Genomic DNA, 20352 nt, shown 5'->3' with positions numbered 1-20352 from the left:
ATCTAGCTGGTCTTCAGCGGCTTTGAGAGCTTTACCTGTAGTGGGGATGTGGGCAGAAATGAACTGCAAAGACTTGAAGTAAGGGGCGAGGATGAGAGGGAGTTGAGAGCAGGGGTGAGGGTGGGTAGGGTATCGAGAATATATTGCCGAAGTTTGATTAGTTCAGCATGTCTTTCCCTTAGTTTCCCTTTTTTGTATTTGAGGATGCGATTGAGGTTGAATAGCTGGACTATGGCGGGATGGGGAAAGACTTCGATTTGATAGCGCCCTAGTTTTTGGGGAGTGATGGTTGGGGCATGGATAAATTGCCTTTGTTCTAGGCTCAGACCAAATTCTACGGTGCGCTGGGCAAAGGGGCGTTGGAGGTTGGCGGGATAGCACCCAGCATGATAGCGACCAAAGTATTTATGGGTCAGTCTATCCGGTAGGCGCATTCCTGTAGGGTTGGGAATCAGGGTAGGAGCGTCTACTGCTACCATGGCGGGTTCTGGAGATGGTGACCAATGGTCTATCCAGTTCAGGATATCTGTGATTGACTCTTTGCGGTCTAAATCTAGCAGGTTTAGGGTACCAGCACACCAATCTAAGCAACAAAGACCAGTTGCTCCAGAAGTCCAGCCAAGGTCTATGCCTAAAAACCTCATAACTTACTGTATTTCACAAAAATTAATTAAATTCAGTAACTAATGTTACTTTTTGTGTTTTATTTGGTAAATCTAGCTACTTTTTCCCAAAATTTTTGTATGATTCAAAATGTAAAGGATTTTAGTGCATAAAAAAATACCAAGTTGCCGACTGTCCCTGCAACTTGGCATGAATAGGAACAATGCACTGCATCCTCAAAGACAACAGTGAACTATCCCTATATTCGTACACATCTATTCTGAGGTTTTAGTCATGAGCATGCAAGAGCTTAGCAGCACAACCCAGTCTCATGTTGTAACTAAACAGTGGCAGCATCCGGTCAGGATGACTATCCTGATTGTTTTGTGCTCCTTTGTGATGGGCTTAGTGCCGTTTATGTCTATTTCCAATTTTGCCCAGACACAAACCCAGACTCCAATCACCCTTGGTGAGGCAGGTGTTTGGGAAACTCTCGGCGAGCGCAATTAAGAAGGAAAGGTTTAAACTTTTAACTTTTAAAAATCAACTAAACACTTTGAGCTTTTGTAAAATCGGTGTTCCTAATGGCTCTTGGTTGGGATTTTGCGATCGCATACTCTCAGTTTCACTGATGGGCACCAAGTTGACAGCACAGGCTTTTAATTCTGGTTCCAGGGAAATGGGACAAGATTCGGGATGGGTCAGAGCATTAGCTTCTGCCTGATTTGCCCACAAAGCTCCCCAGTGCATGGGAGCAAACACTGTACCAGGAGTAATAGCTTTAGTGACTTGAGCTTGGAAGCGGCAAGTTCCGCGACGCGATCGCACTTCTACCCAACCCCCATCTTGAATCCCCAGCTTTTGGGCATCACGGGGATGAATTTCTAGTAACGGATTGGGGTACATTTTGGTAATTTTCTCAATCCGTCCGGTGCGGGTTTGGGTGTGCCAATGACCATAGAGTCTGCCACTGGTCAGCACCAAAGGGTAATCCTCCGACGGGGGTTCTGCCAGTCCTTTAGAATGGAAAGCGGCAAATTTTGCCTTGCTATCTGGCGTATTGAATCGGAAGTCAGTATAAAGCCGTTTGCCAGTATTAAGTCCTGATTTCTCAGTGCTCAGTGACTCTTGGTTTTGGACTTCCTCAGGGCAGGGCCATTGAATCGGACCGTCTTTCCGTAAGCGTTCGTGACTAAGTCCGGTCATGTCACAAAGTCGTCCACGGGTCAGTTGTACAAATTCCCGATATACAGCGGCAGAGTCAGTAAAGTCAAATTCTTTAGTAAAGCCTAGGCGACGCCCTACTTCTGCAAAGATTTCCCAATCCGGTCTGGCTTCCCCTGGTGGATTACGGAATTGGGGGCAAAGGTTGACAAGTCGCTCAGAGTTAGTCATAGCGCCAGTCTTTTCACTCCACTGGGCTGCTGGGAGCAAGACATGAGCATAAGCAGCGGTTTCAGTAGGGTAGTAGGCATCTTGATAGACAGTAAAGGAGGATTTTCTTAGGGCTGCCTTAGTTCGTTCAATATCCGGCATACTCACAGCTGGGTTAGTAGCAGCAATCCACAAGAAACCTACCTCTCCAGTTTCTAGACCTTTGATCATGCTCCAAGCATCAAGACCAGGATTAGGAGAAATTGTCCCTGGATTGAGTTTCCATAACTGTTCCACCTCACTACGATGTTGGGGATTCTTTACTACCCGATAACCCGGTAAGATGTGAGCAAGTCCCCCAGCTTCTCGTCCTCCCATCGCATTAGGTTGACCAGTTAGAGAAAATGGTCCTGCTCCTGGTTTACCAATGTTCCCTGTCATCAGGTGCAGATTGATGATGGTGCGAACTTTAGCAGTACCTTCTGATGATTGGTTGACTCCCATGGACCACAAAGACAGGACACGCTTCGATTTTGCCCAGTAGCGAGCGGCTTCCTCAAGTTCATGCACCGCTATACCACATCTTTCCGCAACTATTTCCGGTGGGTAGTTGATAATTATCTGAGCGTATGCGGAGAAGTCGCTGGTACACTCCTCAATAAATTCCGTGTCCAGTTTACCCCAGCGCAATAGTAAGTGAGCAATACCATTGAGTAAATCAATGTCAGTACCCGGTTTAATCGCTAGATGTAAGTCAGCCAGCTTAGCGGTAGACGTGCGGCGAGGGTCTACCACAATCATTTTAACATGACGATGCTTTTTGTGATACTTACGCAAACGGTTAAATACTATGGGGTGACAGTCTGCTGTATTAGTCCCAATCAAAAAGGCACAGTCTGTTAATTCTAGATCGTCATAGCAGCACGGAGGTCCATCTGAACCAAAACTTTGGATGTATCCAGCTACAGCTGAGGACATACACAGGCGCGAATTAGCATCAAAGTTATTGGTACCGAGACAACCTTTGAGCAATTTCTGGGCAATATAGTAGTCTTCGGTTTGGAACTGACCGGAACCGTACATACAAATTGCCTCTGGTCCTTGGGTGAAACGAACCGTCTGAATCCGATTCACTACTCGGTCTAGGGCTTCATCCCAACTCACTCGCTGAAATGGTTGGTCTAGAGAATCCCGCATCATGGGATACTTGAGGCGGTCTTTATCCAAAGACTCAGTAACCGTGGCACCTTTGATACAAACCATACCCTGGCTTGAGGGATGAGAGCGATCGCCTCTGACTTTCCAAATCGGATTCCCTTGACTATCTCGATAGGTAGCACGACCCGAACCAGCTGGAGGTAATACTTCCAGACCACAGCCAACCCCACAGTAGGGACAGAGTGTCTTAGCTGAGTCAGTCATGATTTTTTCCCCCAATTATTTTTTTTTTTTTAGTATTTTTAGTATATCTTGTGACTAGATTAAATATTTTTTCAATTAATTTATAATTAGTAATTCTTATATCAACTATCAGGTATTTATAACAAACGTTTAGCTAAACTTAATCATAAATTAGTTAATCAACTAGTTAGTAGTTAGTTAGCTAAATTAGTTAACATCTTGAGGCTTTTCGACTATAAATCCTATCCTTGCAGAATCTTTTTACCAAGTTTTCGTTAATTCCAAATCTTGCTCAGTCTTGAAAAGCTGATCACTAAATGGTGAGGATTTTTTTTCTTGTTTTAGAAGCGATTATTCCGTATATTTTGGGGCAATCTTGATTAAGATTGCCCCATTTCTATCTAGATATTTTTCAGCCATCTAGTGTAGATTGCTTTCAACTAGACCCACCAAGTAACTAGTTCATCACGTCTCCAGTTCCCATAGCAGCAGGGCTAGCAGCAGTAGCGTATTCTTCTTCCCCTTCATGGAGTTCAGCAAAGGAACCCTTAGGTTCTTTCAATACTAGGAAGCACAGGAAGGCAACAACCAAAGCTGTAACACCCAACACCTGGAAGAATATGCGGTTACCCACATCTCCTGCTGGCAATAAACTAAAGATAGTCAGGTAAGCAACAGCACCAACGTTTCCGTAAGCACCCACGTTACCAGCCACCTGACCGGTGATCCGTCGCTTAACCAGAGGTACGATGGCAAAGGTAGAGCCTTCTCCAGCTTGGACAAAGAAGGAACAAGCCATGGTCAGCAGTACTGCACCAGGGAGCCACCAGCCTCCGTTCACCGTACTGAAAATCAGATAGCCAATACCCATACAGAATGTTAGGACTGCCATGGTCATCTTGCGGCTACCCAGTTTATCAGAGATTAAACCGCCACCAGGACGGGACATCAAGTTCATGAAGGCGTAGCTAGCAGCAATCATCCCCGCTGCTTGTTTACTCAGTCCGAAGGTACCTTCAAAGAAGGCAGGGAGCATAGAAACTACAGCTAATTCAGAACCAAAGTTAACAATGTAGGTCAACTCTAGAATGGCAACTTGAGAAAAATTGAAGCGGTCTTCAGGAGGATAGCGCTTACGACCTGCTAACAAATCTTTGTTCACCACCCAGCAGTTGTAAGCTTGGAACAGATACAACCCAAGTAGACCAGCCCAGACGATGTAGAGAACATTTTGCTCGAAAAAGCCCACTTTATTCAAGCGCCAAGCTAGGACACCAAGAATGATGGAGAGAGGAGCATTCATCAGCATTAGAAACCAGAAGTCTTTTTTGGTGGTGACTTCCATTCCTCTGGCGCTTTTGGGCTTCTGATAAACTTTGCCTGGGGGAGTATCTTGGACGTTAAAATAATAGAGGATACCATAGAGAGCAGCGATAATCCCAGTACCAGCAATGGAAAAGCGCCAGTTAAGACCTGGACTGCCAAAGGCTAAAAATGCGGCAATGGTAGGTAGGGTAAAGGCTGCTGCTGCAGAACCAAAGTTACCCCAGCCCCCGTAAATACCTTCGGCTAAACCAATTTCTTTGGGAGGGAACCATTCTGCCGTCATCCGGATGCCAATCACAAAACCTGCACCTACGATACTCAGTGCCAAGCGGCTAATCACCAGTTGGCTAAAGTTCTGTGCCGAGGCAAAGGCAATACAAGGTATTGCTGCATACATCAGCAACAGGGAGTAGGTGATTCTTGGTCCGTATTTATCTAACAGCATCCCGATGATGATACGGGCAGGCACTGTCAGGGCAACGTTACAAATTGCGATGGTTCGGATTTGACCTACTTCAAGACCGAAGTCTGATTTCACCTGTGTTGCTAAGGGCGCTAAGTTGAACCAGACTACAAACGACAGGAAGAAAGCAAACCAGGTCATGTGGAGGATTTTATACCTACCACGAAACGACCACATTTCTGCGAGCATCTATATACCTTTCCTCTACTCAAACTACGAAAACAGAAGATTCACGCACCAACAGCATTACTCATAACAGCTGAACGTTTGGGTTGATTTAGTATCCTCGAAAAACTACTCCAAAGAATCCCTTTATAAACAATCCAGCTGATCTGTTGCCATCAACTTGCTGACTGATTAAAGTTACCTATTAGTTTGAATACTATAGCTTATTGGTTTAGGGTAATTCTTTCGGAATTGATTGCTAAAGTATTCGCCCATAGATACTACTTTTCTGAAGTTAACTTAATACTATTGTTCAGGTACTAATATTGACACCCCTGAAACATAAATTTCGTATGATTTGTTACAACTTGTTTATTCTTTTGAATTAAACGCATATTTATTATTCAATAGTTACATCAAGACAACGTCCATTAGCGTGTTGGCCAATTCTGGTATGAATTGAGGATCATGGGTAATGAGTAATTGACTACTGACCACTGACCGAACTATACTTAAGATTATTCCTGAGTTAAGCAAGGCGGATTAGTGAAGCAGCTGAAGGCTAATTATTGCTTTTTATTGCTTTTAGCTGTATGGCATTCTGAATCAGCTAATCTCATGCCACCTTTGGGTCTATAAGAAGGTTAGAGACTTTGAATCAATAAAGTCTCTAGGTCTACTTCTTTTTGTCGGCTTTGCTACTTGGGCTTTGTTAGTTGGGCGATGCTTGGAGCTTAGTGGACTGATAGCTAATAGCTGAAGGCTTAATTGACAGCAGCAAACAGCTGAGAACGATCAGCTCGGATATCGAAACCATTGAGGTAATTAACTGGCTGACTAGGATCAAATGCTCTTTGATCGACAAACACATCAGCAGGTTCAACCCTCATACGCTGACTAGGTAAATCGATTTTCAAGGCCTTGGCAACCTCTTCATAAATTTTCACTGGATAAATCCGGTCGATAATTTTATCAGCATCCTTGGGATATTGACGTCGGTTAATATGACGCCAGCGAATCATTTGGGTTAGCAGCCAAACACCATGGGAGCGCCAAGGATAATTAGCATGATTCGGCTTTTTGAGATAGTCTGTATCTTGGAAATGAAATAAATTAAAATCAGGGATTGCTTCAAATCGGTCTTTCTGGTCAAAGCCACCATAATTATAGTTGCCCAGTAAAGAACCTTCTATATAATTTACCTTAGTGTCGATGTATTTGCTCCTAGATATGATCTGAGCAATTGACTGGCGATTTTCTAGTTGGTCACAATACTGACAAGCTTCCAAAATAGCCGCTACTAAGGCTCGGGCGGTTTTGGGGTGTTTTTCTGCCCAAGGTCCCATGGTTGCTAGTATTTTTCCTGGATGACCTTTCCAAATATCCCGACTGACATAAACCGTAAATCCAGCCTGGTCTACAACTGCTCTTTGGTTCCAGGGTTCATCTAAACAGTAGCCATCTACTATCCCAGCTTGGAGTTTGTATACCATTTGAGATGGTGGAAACTCGATTAGCTTAATCTTTTTCTCAGGATTAATCTCCATAGCTGATAGCCAGTAGAGAAGGGTATAGTTTGCCATGGAGTTGGTCAAGTCTATCCCTACTTTGAGGGGCTCGGTTAATCGTCTAATGTATTTCCTGTAGGAGTTGGCAAAATCTGGGAAATTATAGTACTCCGTTGAAGGACGAATAGCACCTTGCCAAGCTTTTTTGGAAAAGGTGATGCCAGCACCATTGCGATTGAGCATCATTAGAGATATCACTGGTGCCTTGGCTGAACCAAAATTGGTGAGCATTGGCAATCCAAACAAGGCAACGCAGGCATCTATACCCCATGATAGTAAGTCTTTGTGAACCGCTGACCAGTCAGGATATTTCTTAAGACCCACATTCAGACCATAACGCTGAAAAAAGCCCTGTTCTTTGGCAATGATTAAAGGAGCACAGTCAGTTACAGGAACAAAGCCAATGGTAAGGTTAGTTTTCTCTAACTTACCAAAGTTAGCCGGAGGTCGTTGAGTTGGATCAGAGGAGCGATCGCGTTTTGGGAAATCGAATAGATTATTTGAGCTACAGGCACTAAAGCCACATCCTACTGTGGCATACCCGATGTATTTGAGAAACTGGCGGCGCTCCATATTGTCGTTTAGGATTATTGGACAATGGAAAATGGAAAACTAAGTTTCAACCATTACCTAAGCATTAACCATTAACCCTTGACAACAGTGATTAGTTATTAACTATGAGGTCTTCTACTGGTTAGTGATGACTCTCCGACTAAGCACTAACCTAGTGGGATTTTGCTCCAAAATTCTCGATCAGTATATTGCCCAAGACCTCTGGTAAGTCATCACAAGCCACACTTTTGAGCACACACTCGCCCAGTTTAGCATCTTTGCCAACTTTGCCACCCATGTAAATATTGACTCCTTCAACAGACTTACCGTCTTTACGCACCTTAGTTCCCATCAAACCAATATCAGCCACTTGGGGTTGACCACAAGAGTTGGGACAACCTGTCCAATGAATCCGCACCGGGTTTGGTATGTCTAACTTTTCTTCCAGTTCCCGAACTATTGCCAAGGCACGATTTTTGGTTTCAATCAGAGCAAAATTGCAGAACTGGGCTCCTGTGCAAGATACTAGAAGCCGTTCTAGGGGTTTGGGCTCAAGGGTAAATTTCTGTAAGAGGGGTTCAGCTAAGAAAGCGTCGAGATTAGCATCTGGAATATTCGGAATAATCACATTCTGCTCAACCGTGAGGCGGATTTCGCTACTGCCATAAGCCTCAGCCATCCGTGCGAGATCAAACATCTGATCAGCATACAGCCTACCAACCGGGACGTGTAAACCCACATAATTCAGACCTGCTTGCTTTTGGGCAAAGACACCAATATGGTCTCGTTTTTCCCAATCTATTTCATCCTTAGGAGCAGCCGTAGGGAGTTCTCTACCAAACTGCTTACTGACTTCCTCCCGGAACTTGTCAATCCCCCACTCATCAATCAACCACATCATCCGGGATTTTTGCCGATTCGCCCGCGAGCCTTCGTCGCGATAAACTTCCAGAATAGCACGACACAAGTCAACTACATCATCATTAGGCAGTACCCAAGCATTGAGGGGAACAGCAGCTTCACAACGCTTGGCCGAGAAAAAGCCACCTACGAGTACATTCAAGCCTAGTTGTCCATCTTTGTAGGCAGGCACGAAGGCAATATCATTAATTTCAGCATGGACTGAGTTATCCCGACCCCCTTCAATAGCAATATTGAATTTACGGGGCAAGTTAGTAAACTCATAATTCCCTTGGCTGTTATTAGTGATCATGTCCTGTACTTTTTGGACAAGATCCCTAGTGTCAATTAATTCATCGCGATCTATTCCCGCCATAGGAGAACCAGTAATATTCCGAACATTGTCCATACCGGATTGGACGCTAGTTAAGCCAACTTGCTCGAACCTGCGGAAAATATCAGGCATGTCTTCAATGCGGATACCTCGCAACTGGATATTTTGGCGGGTCGTAATATCAGCACTACCATCTTCACCATAGCGCTGGACTATCTCAGCTAGTACCTGCATCTGAGTGCTGTTGAGAATCCCGTTGGGTGTCCGCATCCGTAGCATGAACTTGCCTGGAGTAACAGGTCGATAAAAGACACCCATCCACTTCAGCCGATGCTGTAGGTCATCTGGCTCTATTGCTTCCCAGCCAATTCTAGCAAACTCTTCTATTTGTTCTTTAATGGCAAGACCATCTTTCTCTGCCTTGAATTTCTCAAATTTGTTTAGTTTTGCGGCTGGCTTAGCTGCGCTGGTCATAGCTGTTCCCTCGTTGCCTTTTGCTCAATTGCCAGAAGTTTTGTCCAGAGCCTCTGATGTCACTACTCTTGATGTCGATAAATTAATTTAAAGTAATGCTAATATTTTGTATATTTTGTTACTAAATACGTCTTTTGCTGAAAAAAATACATAATTTAAATGCATAAATTGCATTATGCCGTGATCTCAAATGTCTGGTGGCTTCCTCCTGAATCAAAATCTCCCCGCGCCCAGGCCCCGCGCCCCATCTCCCCATCAATCGTCTTGATGATGGGTATTCAACCGAACTTGATATTACTCCCAGTGACTAGACAGGGGTAGTCTAACCGTAAACAAAGTCCCTACACCAACCTGGCTATCTACCAAAATTTGACCACGGTGCTGCTCTACACTCTTGTTAACAATCGATAATCCTAGACCTGTACCAGGAATATCCCCAACATTGCTAGCTCGCTGGAAAGGTTCAAACAGCTGGGAAATCTCTTGTTTTGGAATACCAATTCCCGAGTCTCTAATTTTAAAAATTGCCCAGTTACCTTCCACGGTTAACTCAAACTCTACGGTTGCCCCTTCAGGAGAATACTTAATCCCATTGGATAGCAAGTTATTGAAAATATATCGGAGGAGTTGGGGATCCATATAGGCATCATTAATATTACTTTGAGGATTAAAAATAATCCTATGGCTCCCCCCAGTAGCCAACTGCATCTGCTCTATCAAATCAGAGCAGAATTCTACTAGGTTAATTGGAGTTGGCTTAAAAGTTAGCTTATTTCCTTCTGCTTTTTCAATAAATAGAACTTCATCCAAGAGTTGTTTCATATCTTGGATAGAGCCTTTAATTTGTTCAAAATACTTGCGATGTTTATCCTTGACCAAATGTTTGCTATAGCGTTCTAACAATTCAGTAGCTAGAAGAACTTTACTCAGAGGTGTACGACATTCGTGGGAAACAATAGAGACAAAGCTAGATTTTTGTTCTCTAAGTTCCTGTTCTCTTACCAGTGCTTGACGGATTTTTGCTTCTGCTTGGAAGCGAGAGAGGGCAATTTCAATGGTAACTCGCAGTTCTTCTTCCTCAAATGGTTTCAGGAGGTAACCAAAGGGTTGGGTTATCTTAGCTCTTTCTAGGGTGAGATCATCGCTATAGGCAGTCAAATAGACTACTGGGATATTGCATTTTGTCCTAATCAGCCTGGCAGCAGTCACTCCATCTATTTCCCCTTTCAAACGAATATCCATCAGGATTAAATCCGGTTGGATTTGCTCAGCTTTTCTAACTGCTTCTTCTCCAGATACAGCCACAGCAGGAACCATGTACCCTAGGAGTTTGAGGCTATTCGTGATATCCATAGCCACAAGGGTTTCATCTTCAACAACTAGGATTTTTTTCTTGGTCATGCTCGACTTGCCCTAGAGATCCAGTGAATGGGGAAAGTTTATTTTTAATCTAGTGCCTTGGCTACAGTCAAGGATGATGTTACCCCCCAGTTGTGCAGTCAAGTTACGAACAATACTCAAACCAAGGGATTTAGTAGATTGAAAGTCTAAATTGTCTGGTAAACCAATACCATTATCACTTACCGTGAGGATGAGCTGATCATGTTGATCTGAACTTAGACTAATTTCAATCTTACCGTATTGATGTTCAGGAAAGGCATATTTGAGTGAATTAGATACCAATTCATTGATGATTAGCCCACAGGGAATAGCTATATCAATGGTTAAGGGAGCTGTGGTAACTTCAATATTGAGGCCGATTGTCTGTCGGTTAATGCCGTAGGAACGAAACAAGTTATTGGTTAAGGTTTGAATGTATTTTCCGAAATTAATCTGAGCTAAATTTGGGGATTGATACAGCTGCTGGTGAATCAGAGCCATAGATTGAACCCGATGCTGGGAATCTTTGAACAAACTTAATGCTTGTGGATCTTCAACTTTCCTCGACTGTAGTCGGAGTAGGCTAGAAATAATTTGCAGGTTATTTTTAACCCGGTGATGAATTTCTTTGAGCAAAACCTCTTTTTCGGTTAGAGAGGCTCTGACTTGATTTTCTGCTTGCTTGCGTTCGGTGATATCTACTATTTGATACAGAAATTTTCGGGGCTTATCTTGAGCATCCCTGACTAAAACTGCTTTCTTGGTCAAAACATGGATTACTCTAGCATCTTTCGACAGTAAGCGATTTTCCATCTGAAAGTGGGATGTTCTTCCTGGCCACAACTCTTTATTCGGGGTAAGGTTAATTGTCAAATCATCGGGATAAATAATATCTGTAACCTTTTTCTGCCCCAGTTCGTCGGCTGTGTAACCAACCGTGTCACAAAAGGCTTGATTAACCTGTAGCACGGAATCATCAGTGCTGGTAATTGCCATTCCCATGGGAGAGAGTTCAAAAATCAGGCGAAATTGTTCCTCACTTTTGCGAAGTTGTTCATTGACTTTCCGTAGATCAGCAGTCCGTTGTTCGACTCTCAGTTCTAGTTCCTGGTTGAGCTGTTGTAGAGCTAATTCTGCCTGTTTATGCTGGGTGATATCAATCCCTACACACACGGCTGCAGCACCTTGCTGGTACTTCTGAGCAGCAATTAGATAATATTTCGAAGAATTTTTCACTTTCAGCTCAACCACCTGGGAAGCTGCTGATTCCCCACAGGCGAGAAACTGACCCATAAAACCAACAAACTGAGGGCTGCTGTGCAGAAAGCCCAACTCTTGACCGACAAAAGTCTCTGGAGGTAATTGCAGGCTCTGAGCCAGATGTCGGTTAACCCCAAGATATCGACCATCAGCACTAATCCAAGACACTGGTCCGGGTACAGCATCCAAAACTGCCTCTAGTTGCTCTTTTGCTTGTCGCAGCTGATGATTAGCTTTGGACAATTCTGTTGTCTGTTGTTGAAATTGGTATTCCAGTTGCTGATTACCCTGGGGCCATTTCTCCTGAGCCTGCTTACGCTTAGTAATTTCTGGTTGTAGTTGCTGATTGACCTGAGTTAACTGAGCAGTTTGTTGTTCTACTACTTGCCCAAGTCCCTTGATAATCCTACACATCTGTGTAGAGTCAAGGGTTGTGAGCAAGTTAGGCTGGTTAATAATGCCTAGCAACTCCCCTATATCGCCAGTTTCCAACACTTGTGCTAGCTGCTGCTGTTCCATGTGTTAATATATTGTTAATATTATTGAATAATTACTCTGTAACAAGTACTATGGAACGCTGTTAGATTATCACAACATCTGCAACCGAAACACTAACCTGACGCTATCCGATAGACTTCCTCGACCAATGTTGCCAAACGCTGCATGGCGATTTCAATTTCTTCTTCACTAGCGGTAAGGCTGATGCGAATACACTGTTGCTGGTGAGACCAGTCTTCTCGTAAGCCGGGGAAAAATGTACTCCCAGGCACGACAATCACACCCACCTGCTTCAACTGTTGATAGAGTTCCCAGTCAGTAATTGGCAAATCCTGTAACCACAACCAAGCAAAGATAGCTCCTTCACCCCGATGCAAGAACCAAGGCAAGTCTTTGGGCATGAATTTGTCTAATGTAAGTTCAAGGGTCACAAACTTTTGCTGGTAGTGGGGACGAATTACATTAGTGGCAATCTCGGGGAGCGCTCCAGATGCGATCGCTTTTGCGGCAATAGCTTGTCCATAGCGAGCCGAATGAATACAAAGATTGGTCTGGAAGGATTCTAAAATGCTAATTAGCTCCGGATTTCCAATTGCTACACCAACCCGTTCCCCTGGTAGTCCAGCTTTTGATAAACTCAGACAGTGGATGATATTGTCTCTAAAGACTGGTGTCATTTCGGTAAAGTTCAGTGCTGGAAAAGGTGGAGCATAAGCTGCGTCAATCAACACTGGCACATTGAAGGGTGCAGCCATTTCGGCAATTTTGATTACCTCTTCATCGGTGAGGACATTGCCAGTGGGATTACAGGGACGGGAAACAATTACACAGCCAGTCTCTTGGCTAATCTTCAATTGGCTGAAATCAGGGCGATACTTAAAACGGTGTTGCTCGTGGTTAATTTCCAGAGTAGGTTTGTAAGCATATACTGCTTCTGGAGTCAAGCTTACTCCTCCATAGCCAGTGTATTCTGGAGAAAGGGGCAAGACAACTTGTTTGAGCTGGCCGTTGCTGGTGTAGCCACCAAAAGCGTTAGCGGCGAAAAAGTAAATGGATTGAGAACCGGGAGTAATCAGGATATGGCGATCGCTTAGGGAAAGACCGTAGCGTTGATTGAAATCCTTTGCGATCGCATCGATCAGAGGCTGATATCCTTGAGATGACCCGTAGCGGCAAATCACCTCACCATATTCTGGGCTAGCTAACAGTTGTGCCGTGCAATCCCGCCAAAGTTGCTCGACTTCCGGCAAAATCACTGGATTCCCTGCACTGAGATTAATCCAATCTTTTCCCTGACCAGCTCGTAGCGTTTCGATAATATCTTTCATAATCGCTCGGACACCAGTCAGTTTGGACATCTGAGTCCCAATTTGAGTCAGGGTAGGATCCATCGATAGTGATAACCTTTTGGCTTTGAGGGTACTTGATTAAAACTTCTCCAACCGAAAATCATACCAAAATGCCGATTCTCGAACCAAACAAATATGCTCTTGCCCTTCACACCACTAGTCCTCAATTGGGGCTAGTGATCAGTAACTTTGCCAGGGATACCCGCTGCCAAACTTGGGACTTAGGGCGAGAGTTGTCTGGTCAATTGCATCAGCACTTGACTGAATTTCTGAATTCCGAAAGTTGGGAAAACTTAGAATTCATTGCGGTAGCTATCGGACCGGGTAGCTTTACGAGTACCCGTATCGGTATAGTTACTGCTCGTACCCTAGCACAACAGTTAGATATTCCTCTGTTTGGCATTTCTACACTGGCAGCGATCGCGTGGTTAGAGAAAGAGGGGAAAGAGGGGGAACAGGGAGCTATGTATCAAGACAACTTGGGATCACGAGCAAGCACATGGGCTACGCGCAAGCTACGGGAACAGCAATCAGCAATTAGCACTCAATACTCAGAACTAAGCACTGACATTGCTATTCAAATGCCTGCCCAACGAGGTCAGCTGTATACCTCCATCTATCAGCCATCAATAGCTGGTTTGGGGCTGAGGAAGATATTACCAGATGCTGTCATGACTTCAGATCAATGGAAACAATTTTTGGGTACCTTAGAAACACCATTACGAGTGCTAGAGGCTCCAGCACATTTGGGGAGTTATGCTAGGGGTGTCTTGGAACTTGCTTATCTCGATTGGCAACAGGGAAAGCGCCCCAACTGGTCAGAAGTACTACCGTTTTATGGGCAGCATCCAGTTTAAGAATTAAGAATTAAGAATTAAGAATTAAGAATTAAGAATTAAGAAAATTAGATTTTTTTGGAAAATTTATAATTAAAATTATGGGGTATTTTTGAAATATAAATTGATAATTTATAATTGGAGCGAAGCGATTGACCAAGGAAGAAGAACGTGCATACTGGCTAGCATGGTCCGAAGTTCCCGGTATCGGATCAATATTGCTCCAACGGCTACACCAACAGTTTGGAACTCTAGCAGAAGCTTGGCAAGCGTCAGCTTCAGAGTTAGGAGCAGTTGAGGGGTTCGGGGTGCGGCTGATCGAAAGAGTAGTGAAAATGCGTGGCCAAACTAATCCGGAACAGCTACTCGAGCAACACTTGGTCAAAAATCCTTGTTTTTGGACACCAGCGGATGGGGAGTATCCCCGCTTGTTACAGGAAATTCCTAGTCCTCCCGCAACGCTATACTATAGCGGACTAGTTGATCTACAAGAAAATTACGGTAGCAAGCCGATAGTCGGTATTGTGGGTACCCGCAATCCCACCGAATACGGTAAACGTTGGACTCGCAAAATCAGTGCTACCCTTGCTAAGCATGGTTTTACAGTGGTGTCCGGTATGGCAGTGGGAATTGATACACAAGCCCATCGCGGCTGTCTGGAAGCGGGTGGTAGGACAATAGCAGTTTTGGGAACTGGTCTTGATGTGGTATATCCCTTGAGCAATAGTTATCTTTACAAACAAATTCAAGAGCAGGGATTGGTAATCAGCGAGTATCCAGCCAGTACGAAACCCGCACGTTCCAACTTTCCCCAACGCAATCGGATTATTGCTGGTTTAAGCCGTGCAGTTTTAGTGATGGAAGCGCCTAACAAGTCCGGAGCGCTAATTACTGCTAGGCTCGCCAATGAGTTCTGTCGGGATGTCTATGCACTACCAGGTTCCTTAGATAATCCCAATTCTATTGGTTGTTTGGGACTGTTAAATCGGGGTGCCCATGTAATTTTAAGTGAAGGTCACTTGTTGGAAATGCTCGGAGCTATTCCAGAACTTGACCCCCACTCGGCTCTAGAACAACCTTTACCCGCTTTACCTGTACCGACCTTAGAGCCAGGATTGGCAAAAGTGTTGGATGCGATCGCATTTGAACCAACCCCATTCGATATCATTGTCCAGCAAGCAGCTTTAGAAGCAGGCTCAGTATCCAGTGCCTTGTTACAGTTGGAACTAATGGGATTAGTGTCTCAGTCACCAGGGATGCGATATCGAAGATTAATCACTGGAATATGAAGCATGAATACAAATAACAGTAATTTACGTTCCTTGGCACAAAAGCGCAAATTGGCGATTGGAACGGGAGTTTCGATGGAACCGTTGCGGGACGATCCTAGTTATCGAGAGGTGTTGATGCGTGAATATAACATTGTCACACCAACTTATATCATGAAGTTTGAGGCGCTACAGCCCCAACGCCATCAGTATAATTTTGAAGCTGCTGATAACTTTGTAGCTATTGCGAAAGCCAATCAGATGCAGGTGCGCGGTCATAATCTGGTTTGGCATCATAGTGTGCCTTGGTGGCTAACCCACGGACAATGGACACAGGAAGAGTTAATCCATATCCTGCGACAACATATTCATACTGTTGTTGGTCACTATCGGGGACAATTAGCAGCTTGGGATGTGGTCAATGAAGCGGTGGCAGACCAAAACTCAGCAGGACAAAGGAAACGAGATACAATTTGGTCGCTCGGGATTGGACCAGAATACGTTGAGTTGGCATTTCGCTGGGCTCATGAAGCTGACCCCACAGTTCCCTTGTTTTATAACGACTACGCTGGAGAAGGACTTGGGGCAAAGTCAGATGCGATTTATGCCATGGTCAAAGAATTGCGGCAAAGGGATGTCCCAATTCACGGCATTGGCTTTCAGATGCACGTTAGTATTCAAAATCCTCCCAAGCCAGAAGACATAGCAGCAAACATGAAGCGTCTGGGTGAGTTGGGATTGCAGGTTCAGGTTACCGAGATGGATGTAAAAATCCATGATGGTAGCGGCACACAAGAAGAACGGGTGGCTGCTCAGACACAGGTATATCGAGATATCCTGCAAGTTTGTTTAGAGGCTCCCAATTGTACAGCCTTCTTAACTTGGGAATTTGCCGATCATCATTCCTGGATTCCGGATTTCTTTGGTAAACCAGATTCTCCTCTACCTTTCGATGAATCCTATCGTCCTAAAGCTGCTTATCACGCGATGGTTGAAGTTTTAAAAATTGATAGTTAAAAAGTAATATCAAGTCTGGTTGAATACCCATAATTAAGAAGAGTGTGGGGAGATGGGGAGATGGGGAGATGGGGAGATGGGGAGATGGGGAGATGGGGAGATGGGGAGATGGGGGAAACTTTTATTAAGCGATGCAGCGCGGTCTTGGGGGTTTCCCCCATGAGCGACTGCATCAAGACAGGGTAATTATCCCGACATGATATAAAACGTAAACAGTAAAACTTGCTAATTTATATAGCATTTATAAATTGGGTGAAGTAAAAAGTTTTGGGGTTTAGGGAGTAGGGGTAATAAAATCAGAGTAATAATTGCTAAAAACTTTAGTTTAAAATTAGTTGACAAGCTTTTTAATTCCCTGTTCCCTGTTCCCTGTTCCCTGTTCCCTGTTCCCTACGGTATTGTTTAAATTATACTTTTTATTTCAGAAAAATATTTTAGAGGTAATTAACATGGTATATTTACCTGATACCCTCGAATTAACTATTAATTTAAGTGACGAACAATTTTTCCAGCTTTGTCAAGATAACAGGGATTTAAGATTTGAGCGCACTTCTGAAGGATATTTAATCATCATGTCACCTACGGGAGGAAATACAGGTAGACGAAATATTAAACTATCGACTCAACTAGAATTGTGGAGCAGTCAAATGAAACTTGGTGTTGCATTTGACTCTAATACAGGATTTAAACTGCCTAATGGAGCAAATCGTTCTCCTGATGCGTCTTGGATTAAACGAGAGCGTTGGGAAGAGTTAACACCAGAACAACAGGATAAATTTGTTCCTTTATGTCCTGATTTTGTTTAGGTGCGCTTTCCGCATTAAGAATTAAATTCGCCACGGGTCGCACCTTTGGAATTGCGTTCTCCGAGTGATTCCCTGTCTTGATGCAATAGCGAGTGGGGGAAACCACGGCAGTTGCTCATGGGGGAGACCCCCAAGACCGCACTGCCTCCCCAAGACCGCGCTGCATCGCTGAAAATGGTGCAAGCTAAAGTAAGAGAGTATATGGAAAATGGCGCTAGATTAGGATGGTTAATTGATCCCCAAAATAAGGTTGTGGAAATCTATCGTCCCAATCAAGATGTAGAAATTATCCAATCTCCAAAAACCTTATCAGGAGAAGATGTTTTATCTGGATTTACGTTAGATTTATCAGAAATTCTATGATATATTAGGCTATATATAGCAGTTACCAACCCAATTTATAACTGCTATAGTTGACTAGGTTAATCTTGAGATAGTATCTCTACATCTGTCCAGAAAATTCCTGAGGCATCACTCTCGTTTTCGTATATTTCCTGTACGCTCGACCCCAAATAACCATCTACTATCAAGCTATTCAATAACCACAGTAGTAGGGGAAGTGCGCAAATACTCATCAAAAAGATTAGGGATTTTCGGATAGTGTTTATCACTGTGCTAACTCCGGTATAGGAAAAATAATTCCGCTTAACATTAGCCACGCTATAGCCAAAGTAAGCACAATGTTAAAACTCTGTCCTACCAAGTAAAGAATCATGGGTTTACCACCCTGAAGTTGTGTCCCTAAATCCCGAAAGTTCGAGTCTAGACCAATGGACAAAAATGCGATACAAAATAGCCAGCCGCGATAGGTCTTGGTTTGACTAAGAATCCCTTTAACTGTATCCATTCCCATCAAGGGAATAAAAACAAAGGAAACTAACAGAGAAGCAGCTATAAAACCTAAGATAAACTTGGGCAAACGTACCCATAATTCCCTCATTTGTGGTTTAGGAGCATTTGGCTCGCGCTCTACACAAAAGACCCAAAATAAAGCGATCGCAAAAGCTATCACGCCGATCAGCATATTTTGAATCATCTTTACTAAAGCAGCAGCTTGACCAGCGATTTCCCCTACTGTTTCACCAGCAGCGACAACTGCGCCAGTAGAATCAATGGTTCCCCCCAGCCATGCCCCACTGACTAATTCATTCATACCCACAGCCTTGACCGAAAATTTTGGGTCTCAAGCCCCGTCCTTCGCTGGATAGAAACCTTAGAATAGTGGAGCCATAGGGGAATGGCTATGATAAAAAGGGTTAAAACTTATTAAATAAGGCTCCACTATTCTTACGGTGACTTCAAAGGACGGCTTTCTTGACAGTCTCATTTTTTTTTATCTATAATGTTACGTAGAGTTGTTCCACGTCAAGATGATCGTCTTAGAGTTCAAAGCAAAAGGGAATAAAACTCAGTACGCCGCCATTGATGATGCGATCAGGACGGGTCAGTTTGTACGCAACAAATGTCTCCGCTATTGGATGGACAATAAAGGTGTAGGACAGAAAGACCTTTATCGCCATAACACATGGCTCAGGGCTGAGTTTCCTTTTGTTAAAGATTTGAACTCTCATGCCTGTCAAGCGTCTGTGGAGCGAGCCTATAATTCAATCTCTAGATTTTATAGCAACTGCAAAAAACAAGTCCCTGGAAAGAAAGGTTACCCAAAGTTTAAAAAGTTTTCCAGATCACTCGAATATAAAACATCTGGCTGGAAGCTTTCCCCCAATACTAAGTCAATCTCTTTCATTGATAAAAAGGGGATAGGGAAACTAAAACTTAAAGGGACTTGGGAATTGTGGCGTTACGACCAAAAACTAATCAAGCGAGTTAGGTTGGTTCGCCGCGCAGACGGTTATTATGTTCAATTCTGCGTGAAAGTCAATATAGAAGAAGCTTTGGATCCATCTCATACCAATATTGGCTTGGATGTGGGGCTGAAGGAATTCTATACAGACTCGAAGGGAAATACCGAACCTAACCCTAGATTTTACAGAAAAAGCGAGAAGCGGTTGAAATTTTATCAACGTCGAGTTTCTCGCAAAAAGAAAGGCTCATCCAATCGGAAAAAAGCCATTAATAGACTAGGTATAGTACACCTCAAAATAAGTAGGCAGCGTGAAGAACATGCCAAGAGACTGGGAACGAAGTTACCGTAAGAATAAAGAAGCCTTTATGGTTAGTCGGCTATGCATAGAAGGGTTAAATCTTTGTTATTAAGGCTTCTTTATTCTAAGGTTTCGTTTCCGGCGCGTTGCGTAATCCACTCTAACGATGTGGTCGCTTACGTTCGCGTAGCGTGCCGTAAGGCAAGACTTGAGGGTCAAGAACTTAGTAAAAAATCATTGTCTCGCAAAGTCTATTAATGATGCAGGTTGGTATCAATTCAGGAAGTGGCTAGAGTATTTTGGGCAAAAGTTTGGCAAGCAGACAGTAGCTGTTAATCCTGCTTACACAAGTCAAAATTGCTCAAATTGTGGTGAAGTTGTCAAGAAATCTCTATCAACCAGAACCCATGTCTGTGAGTGTGGTTGTGAATTAGACCGCGATTCGGCGAAGCCGACGCTACGCGAACACAATGCCGCGATCAACATTTTAAAAAGAGCCTTGGGTACGGTGGGGCACACCGGAACCTGGATCCTTGATCCGAACGCTTTAGCTGGCAGGCATTAGAAGCCCCACACCTAATGCGTAGCATAGGTGTGGGATGAATTTTGCACAGGGTATGTATGGAATGCTATAATATATGTAATGATAAACAAAGCCGTTCGCGAAGCGTGG

The 20352-nt window shown here is 43.7% G+C and carries 15 protein-coding genes and 2 pseudogenes; 7 read left to right on the top strand and 10 right to left on the bottom strand.

Features of this window, described 5'->3' with window-relative positions; genetic code table 11:
- Positions 1-2: 2 nt before the first annotated feature.
- Positions 3-644 carry a DUF429 domain-containing protein gene (locus F6J99_RS22925; RefSeq protein ID WP_293115613.1) on the bottom strand — a complete coding sequence of 214 codons (642 nt, stop codon included), beginning with the start codon at positions 642-644 and terminating at the stop codon, positions 3-5.
- Between the two features lie 253 nt (positions 645-897).
- Here F6J99_RS22925 and F6J99_RS22920 point away from each other — a divergent pair, with 253 nt between their 5' ends.
- Positions 898-1113 (top strand): hypothetical protein, encoded by a 216-nt coding sequence (locus tag F6J99_RS22920; RefSeq protein ID WP_293115611.1) that lies wholly within the window; start codon positions 898-900, stop codon positions 1111-1113.
- A 33-nt stretch (positions 1114-1146) separates the two neighbouring features.
- Here the strand turns inward: F6J99_RS22920 and F6J99_RS22915 are convergent, their stop codons facing one another.
- From F6J99_RS22915 to F6J99_RS22885, 7 genes are all read right to left on the bottom strand, one after another.
- Complete coding sequence (locus F6J99_RS22915) at positions 1147-3399, bottom strand: nitrate reductase (RefSeq protein ID WP_293115617.1); 2253 nt, start codon at positions 3397-3399, stop codon at positions 1147-1149.
- A 436-nt stretch (positions 3400-3835) separates the two neighbouring features.
- Positions 3836-5356 carry an MFS transporter gene (locus tag F6J99_RS22910; protein ID WP_293115609.1) on the bottom strand — a complete coding sequence of 507 codons (1521 nt, stop codon included), beginning with the start codon at positions 5354-5356 and terminating at the stop codon, positions 3836-3838.
- A gap of 740 nt (positions 5357-6096) precedes the next feature.
- Positions 6097-7473, bottom strand: coding sequence for a CmpA/NrtA family ABC transporter substrate-binding protein (locus F6J99_RS22905; protein ID WP_293115607.1), 1377 nt, complete (start codon positions 7471-7473; stop codon positions 6097-6099).
- Between the two features lie 151 nt (positions 7474-7624).
- Positions 7625-9160: a ferredoxin--nitrite reductase gene (locus F6J99_RS22900; protein WP_293115605.1), complete on the bottom strand. Its 1536-nt coding sequence runs from the start codon at positions 9158-9160 to the stop codon at positions 7625-7627.
- A gap of 294 nt (positions 9161-9454) precedes the next feature.
- The gene (locus F6J99_RS22895; RefSeq protein WP_293115603.1) at positions 9455-10561 is read right to left on the bottom strand and encodes an ATP-binding protein; all 1107 of its coding nucleotides are present in this window, start codon (positions 10559-10561) and stop codon (positions 9455-9457) included.
- 12 nt (positions 10562-10573) lie between these two features.
- Positions 10574-12319 (bottom strand): histidine kinase dimerization/phosphoacceptor domain -containing protein, encoded by a 1746-nt coding sequence (locus F6J99_RS22890; protein WP_293115602.1) that lies wholly within the window; start codon positions 12317-12319, stop codon positions 10574-10576.
- A 92-nt stretch (positions 12320-12411) separates the two neighbouring features.
- Positions 12412-13689 carry a valine--pyruvate transaminase gene (locus tag F6J99_RS22885; RefSeq protein WP_293115601.1) on the bottom strand — a complete coding sequence of 426 codons (1278 nt, stop codon included), beginning with the start codon at positions 13687-13689 and terminating at the stop codon, positions 12412-12414.
- A 68-nt stretch (positions 13690-13757) separates the two neighbouring features.
- Here F6J99_RS22885 and tsaB point away from each other — a divergent pair, with 68 nt between their 5' ends.
- From tsaB to F6J99_RS22860, 5 genes and pseudogenes are all read left to right on the top strand, one after another.
- Complete coding sequence (gene tsaB / locus F6J99_RS22880) at positions 13758-14504, top strand: tRNA (adenosine(37)-N6)-threonylcarbamoyltransferase complex dimerization subunit type 1 TsaB (protein WP_293115615.1); 747 nt, start codon at positions 13758-13760, stop codon at positions 14502-14504.
- A 131-nt stretch (positions 14505-14635) separates the two neighbouring features.
- Positions 14636-15772 (top strand): DNA-processing protein DprA, encoded by a 1137-nt coding sequence (gene dprA / locus F6J99_RS22875; RefSeq protein ID WP_293115600.1) that lies wholly within the window; start codon positions 14636-14638, stop codon positions 15770-15772.
- Positions 15773-15775: 3 nt separating this feature from the next.
- Positions 15776-16768 (top strand): endo-1,4-beta-xylanase, encoded by a 993-nt coding sequence (locus tag F6J99_RS22870; RefSeq protein ID WP_293115598.1) that lies wholly within the window; start codon positions 15776-15778, stop codon positions 16766-16768.
- A 335-nt stretch (positions 16769-17103) separates the two neighbouring features.
- Positions 17104-17574: a Uma2 family endonuclease gene (locus tag F6J99_RS22865; protein ID WP_365973944.1), complete on the top strand. Its 471-nt coding sequence runs from the start codon at positions 17104-17106 to the stop codon at positions 17572-17574.
- A 165-nt stretch (positions 17575-17739) separates the two neighbouring features.
- Positions 17740-17937: pseudogene (locus F6J99_RS22860) on the top strand (Uma2 family endonuclease); the annotation flags it as partial.
- 59 nt (positions 17938-17996) lie between these two features.
- Here F6J99_RS22860 and F6J99_RS22855 read toward each other — a convergent pair.
- Positions 17997-18149 carry a hypothetical protein gene (locus F6J99_RS22855; protein WP_293115596.1) on the bottom strand — a complete coding sequence of 51 codons (153 nt, stop codon included), beginning with the start codon at positions 18147-18149 and terminating at the stop codon, positions 17997-17999.
- A 32-nt stretch (positions 18150-18181) separates the two neighbouring features.
- Positions 18182-18727: a putative sulfate exporter family transporter gene (locus tag F6J99_RS22850; RefSeq protein WP_293115594.1), complete on the bottom strand. Its 546-nt coding sequence runs from the start codon at positions 18725-18727 to the stop codon at positions 18182-18184.
- Positions 18728-18944: 217 nt separating this feature from the next.
- On the opposite strand from F6J99_RS22850, the pseudogene F6J99_RS22845 reads away from it, so the two are divergent.
- Positions 18945-20244: pseudogene (locus F6J99_RS22845) on the top strand (transposase).
- Positions 20245-20352 lie beyond the last annotated feature (108 nt).

It is taken from the genome of Moorena sp. SIO4G3, assembly GCF_010692305.1.
GTDB lineage: Bacteria > Cyanobacteriota > Cyanobacteriia > Cyanobacteriales > Coleofasciculaceae > Moorena > Moorena producens_A.
Note: the sequence above shows the minus strand (reverse complement) of the source record. Positions and strands in the feature narration are given on the sequence as shown.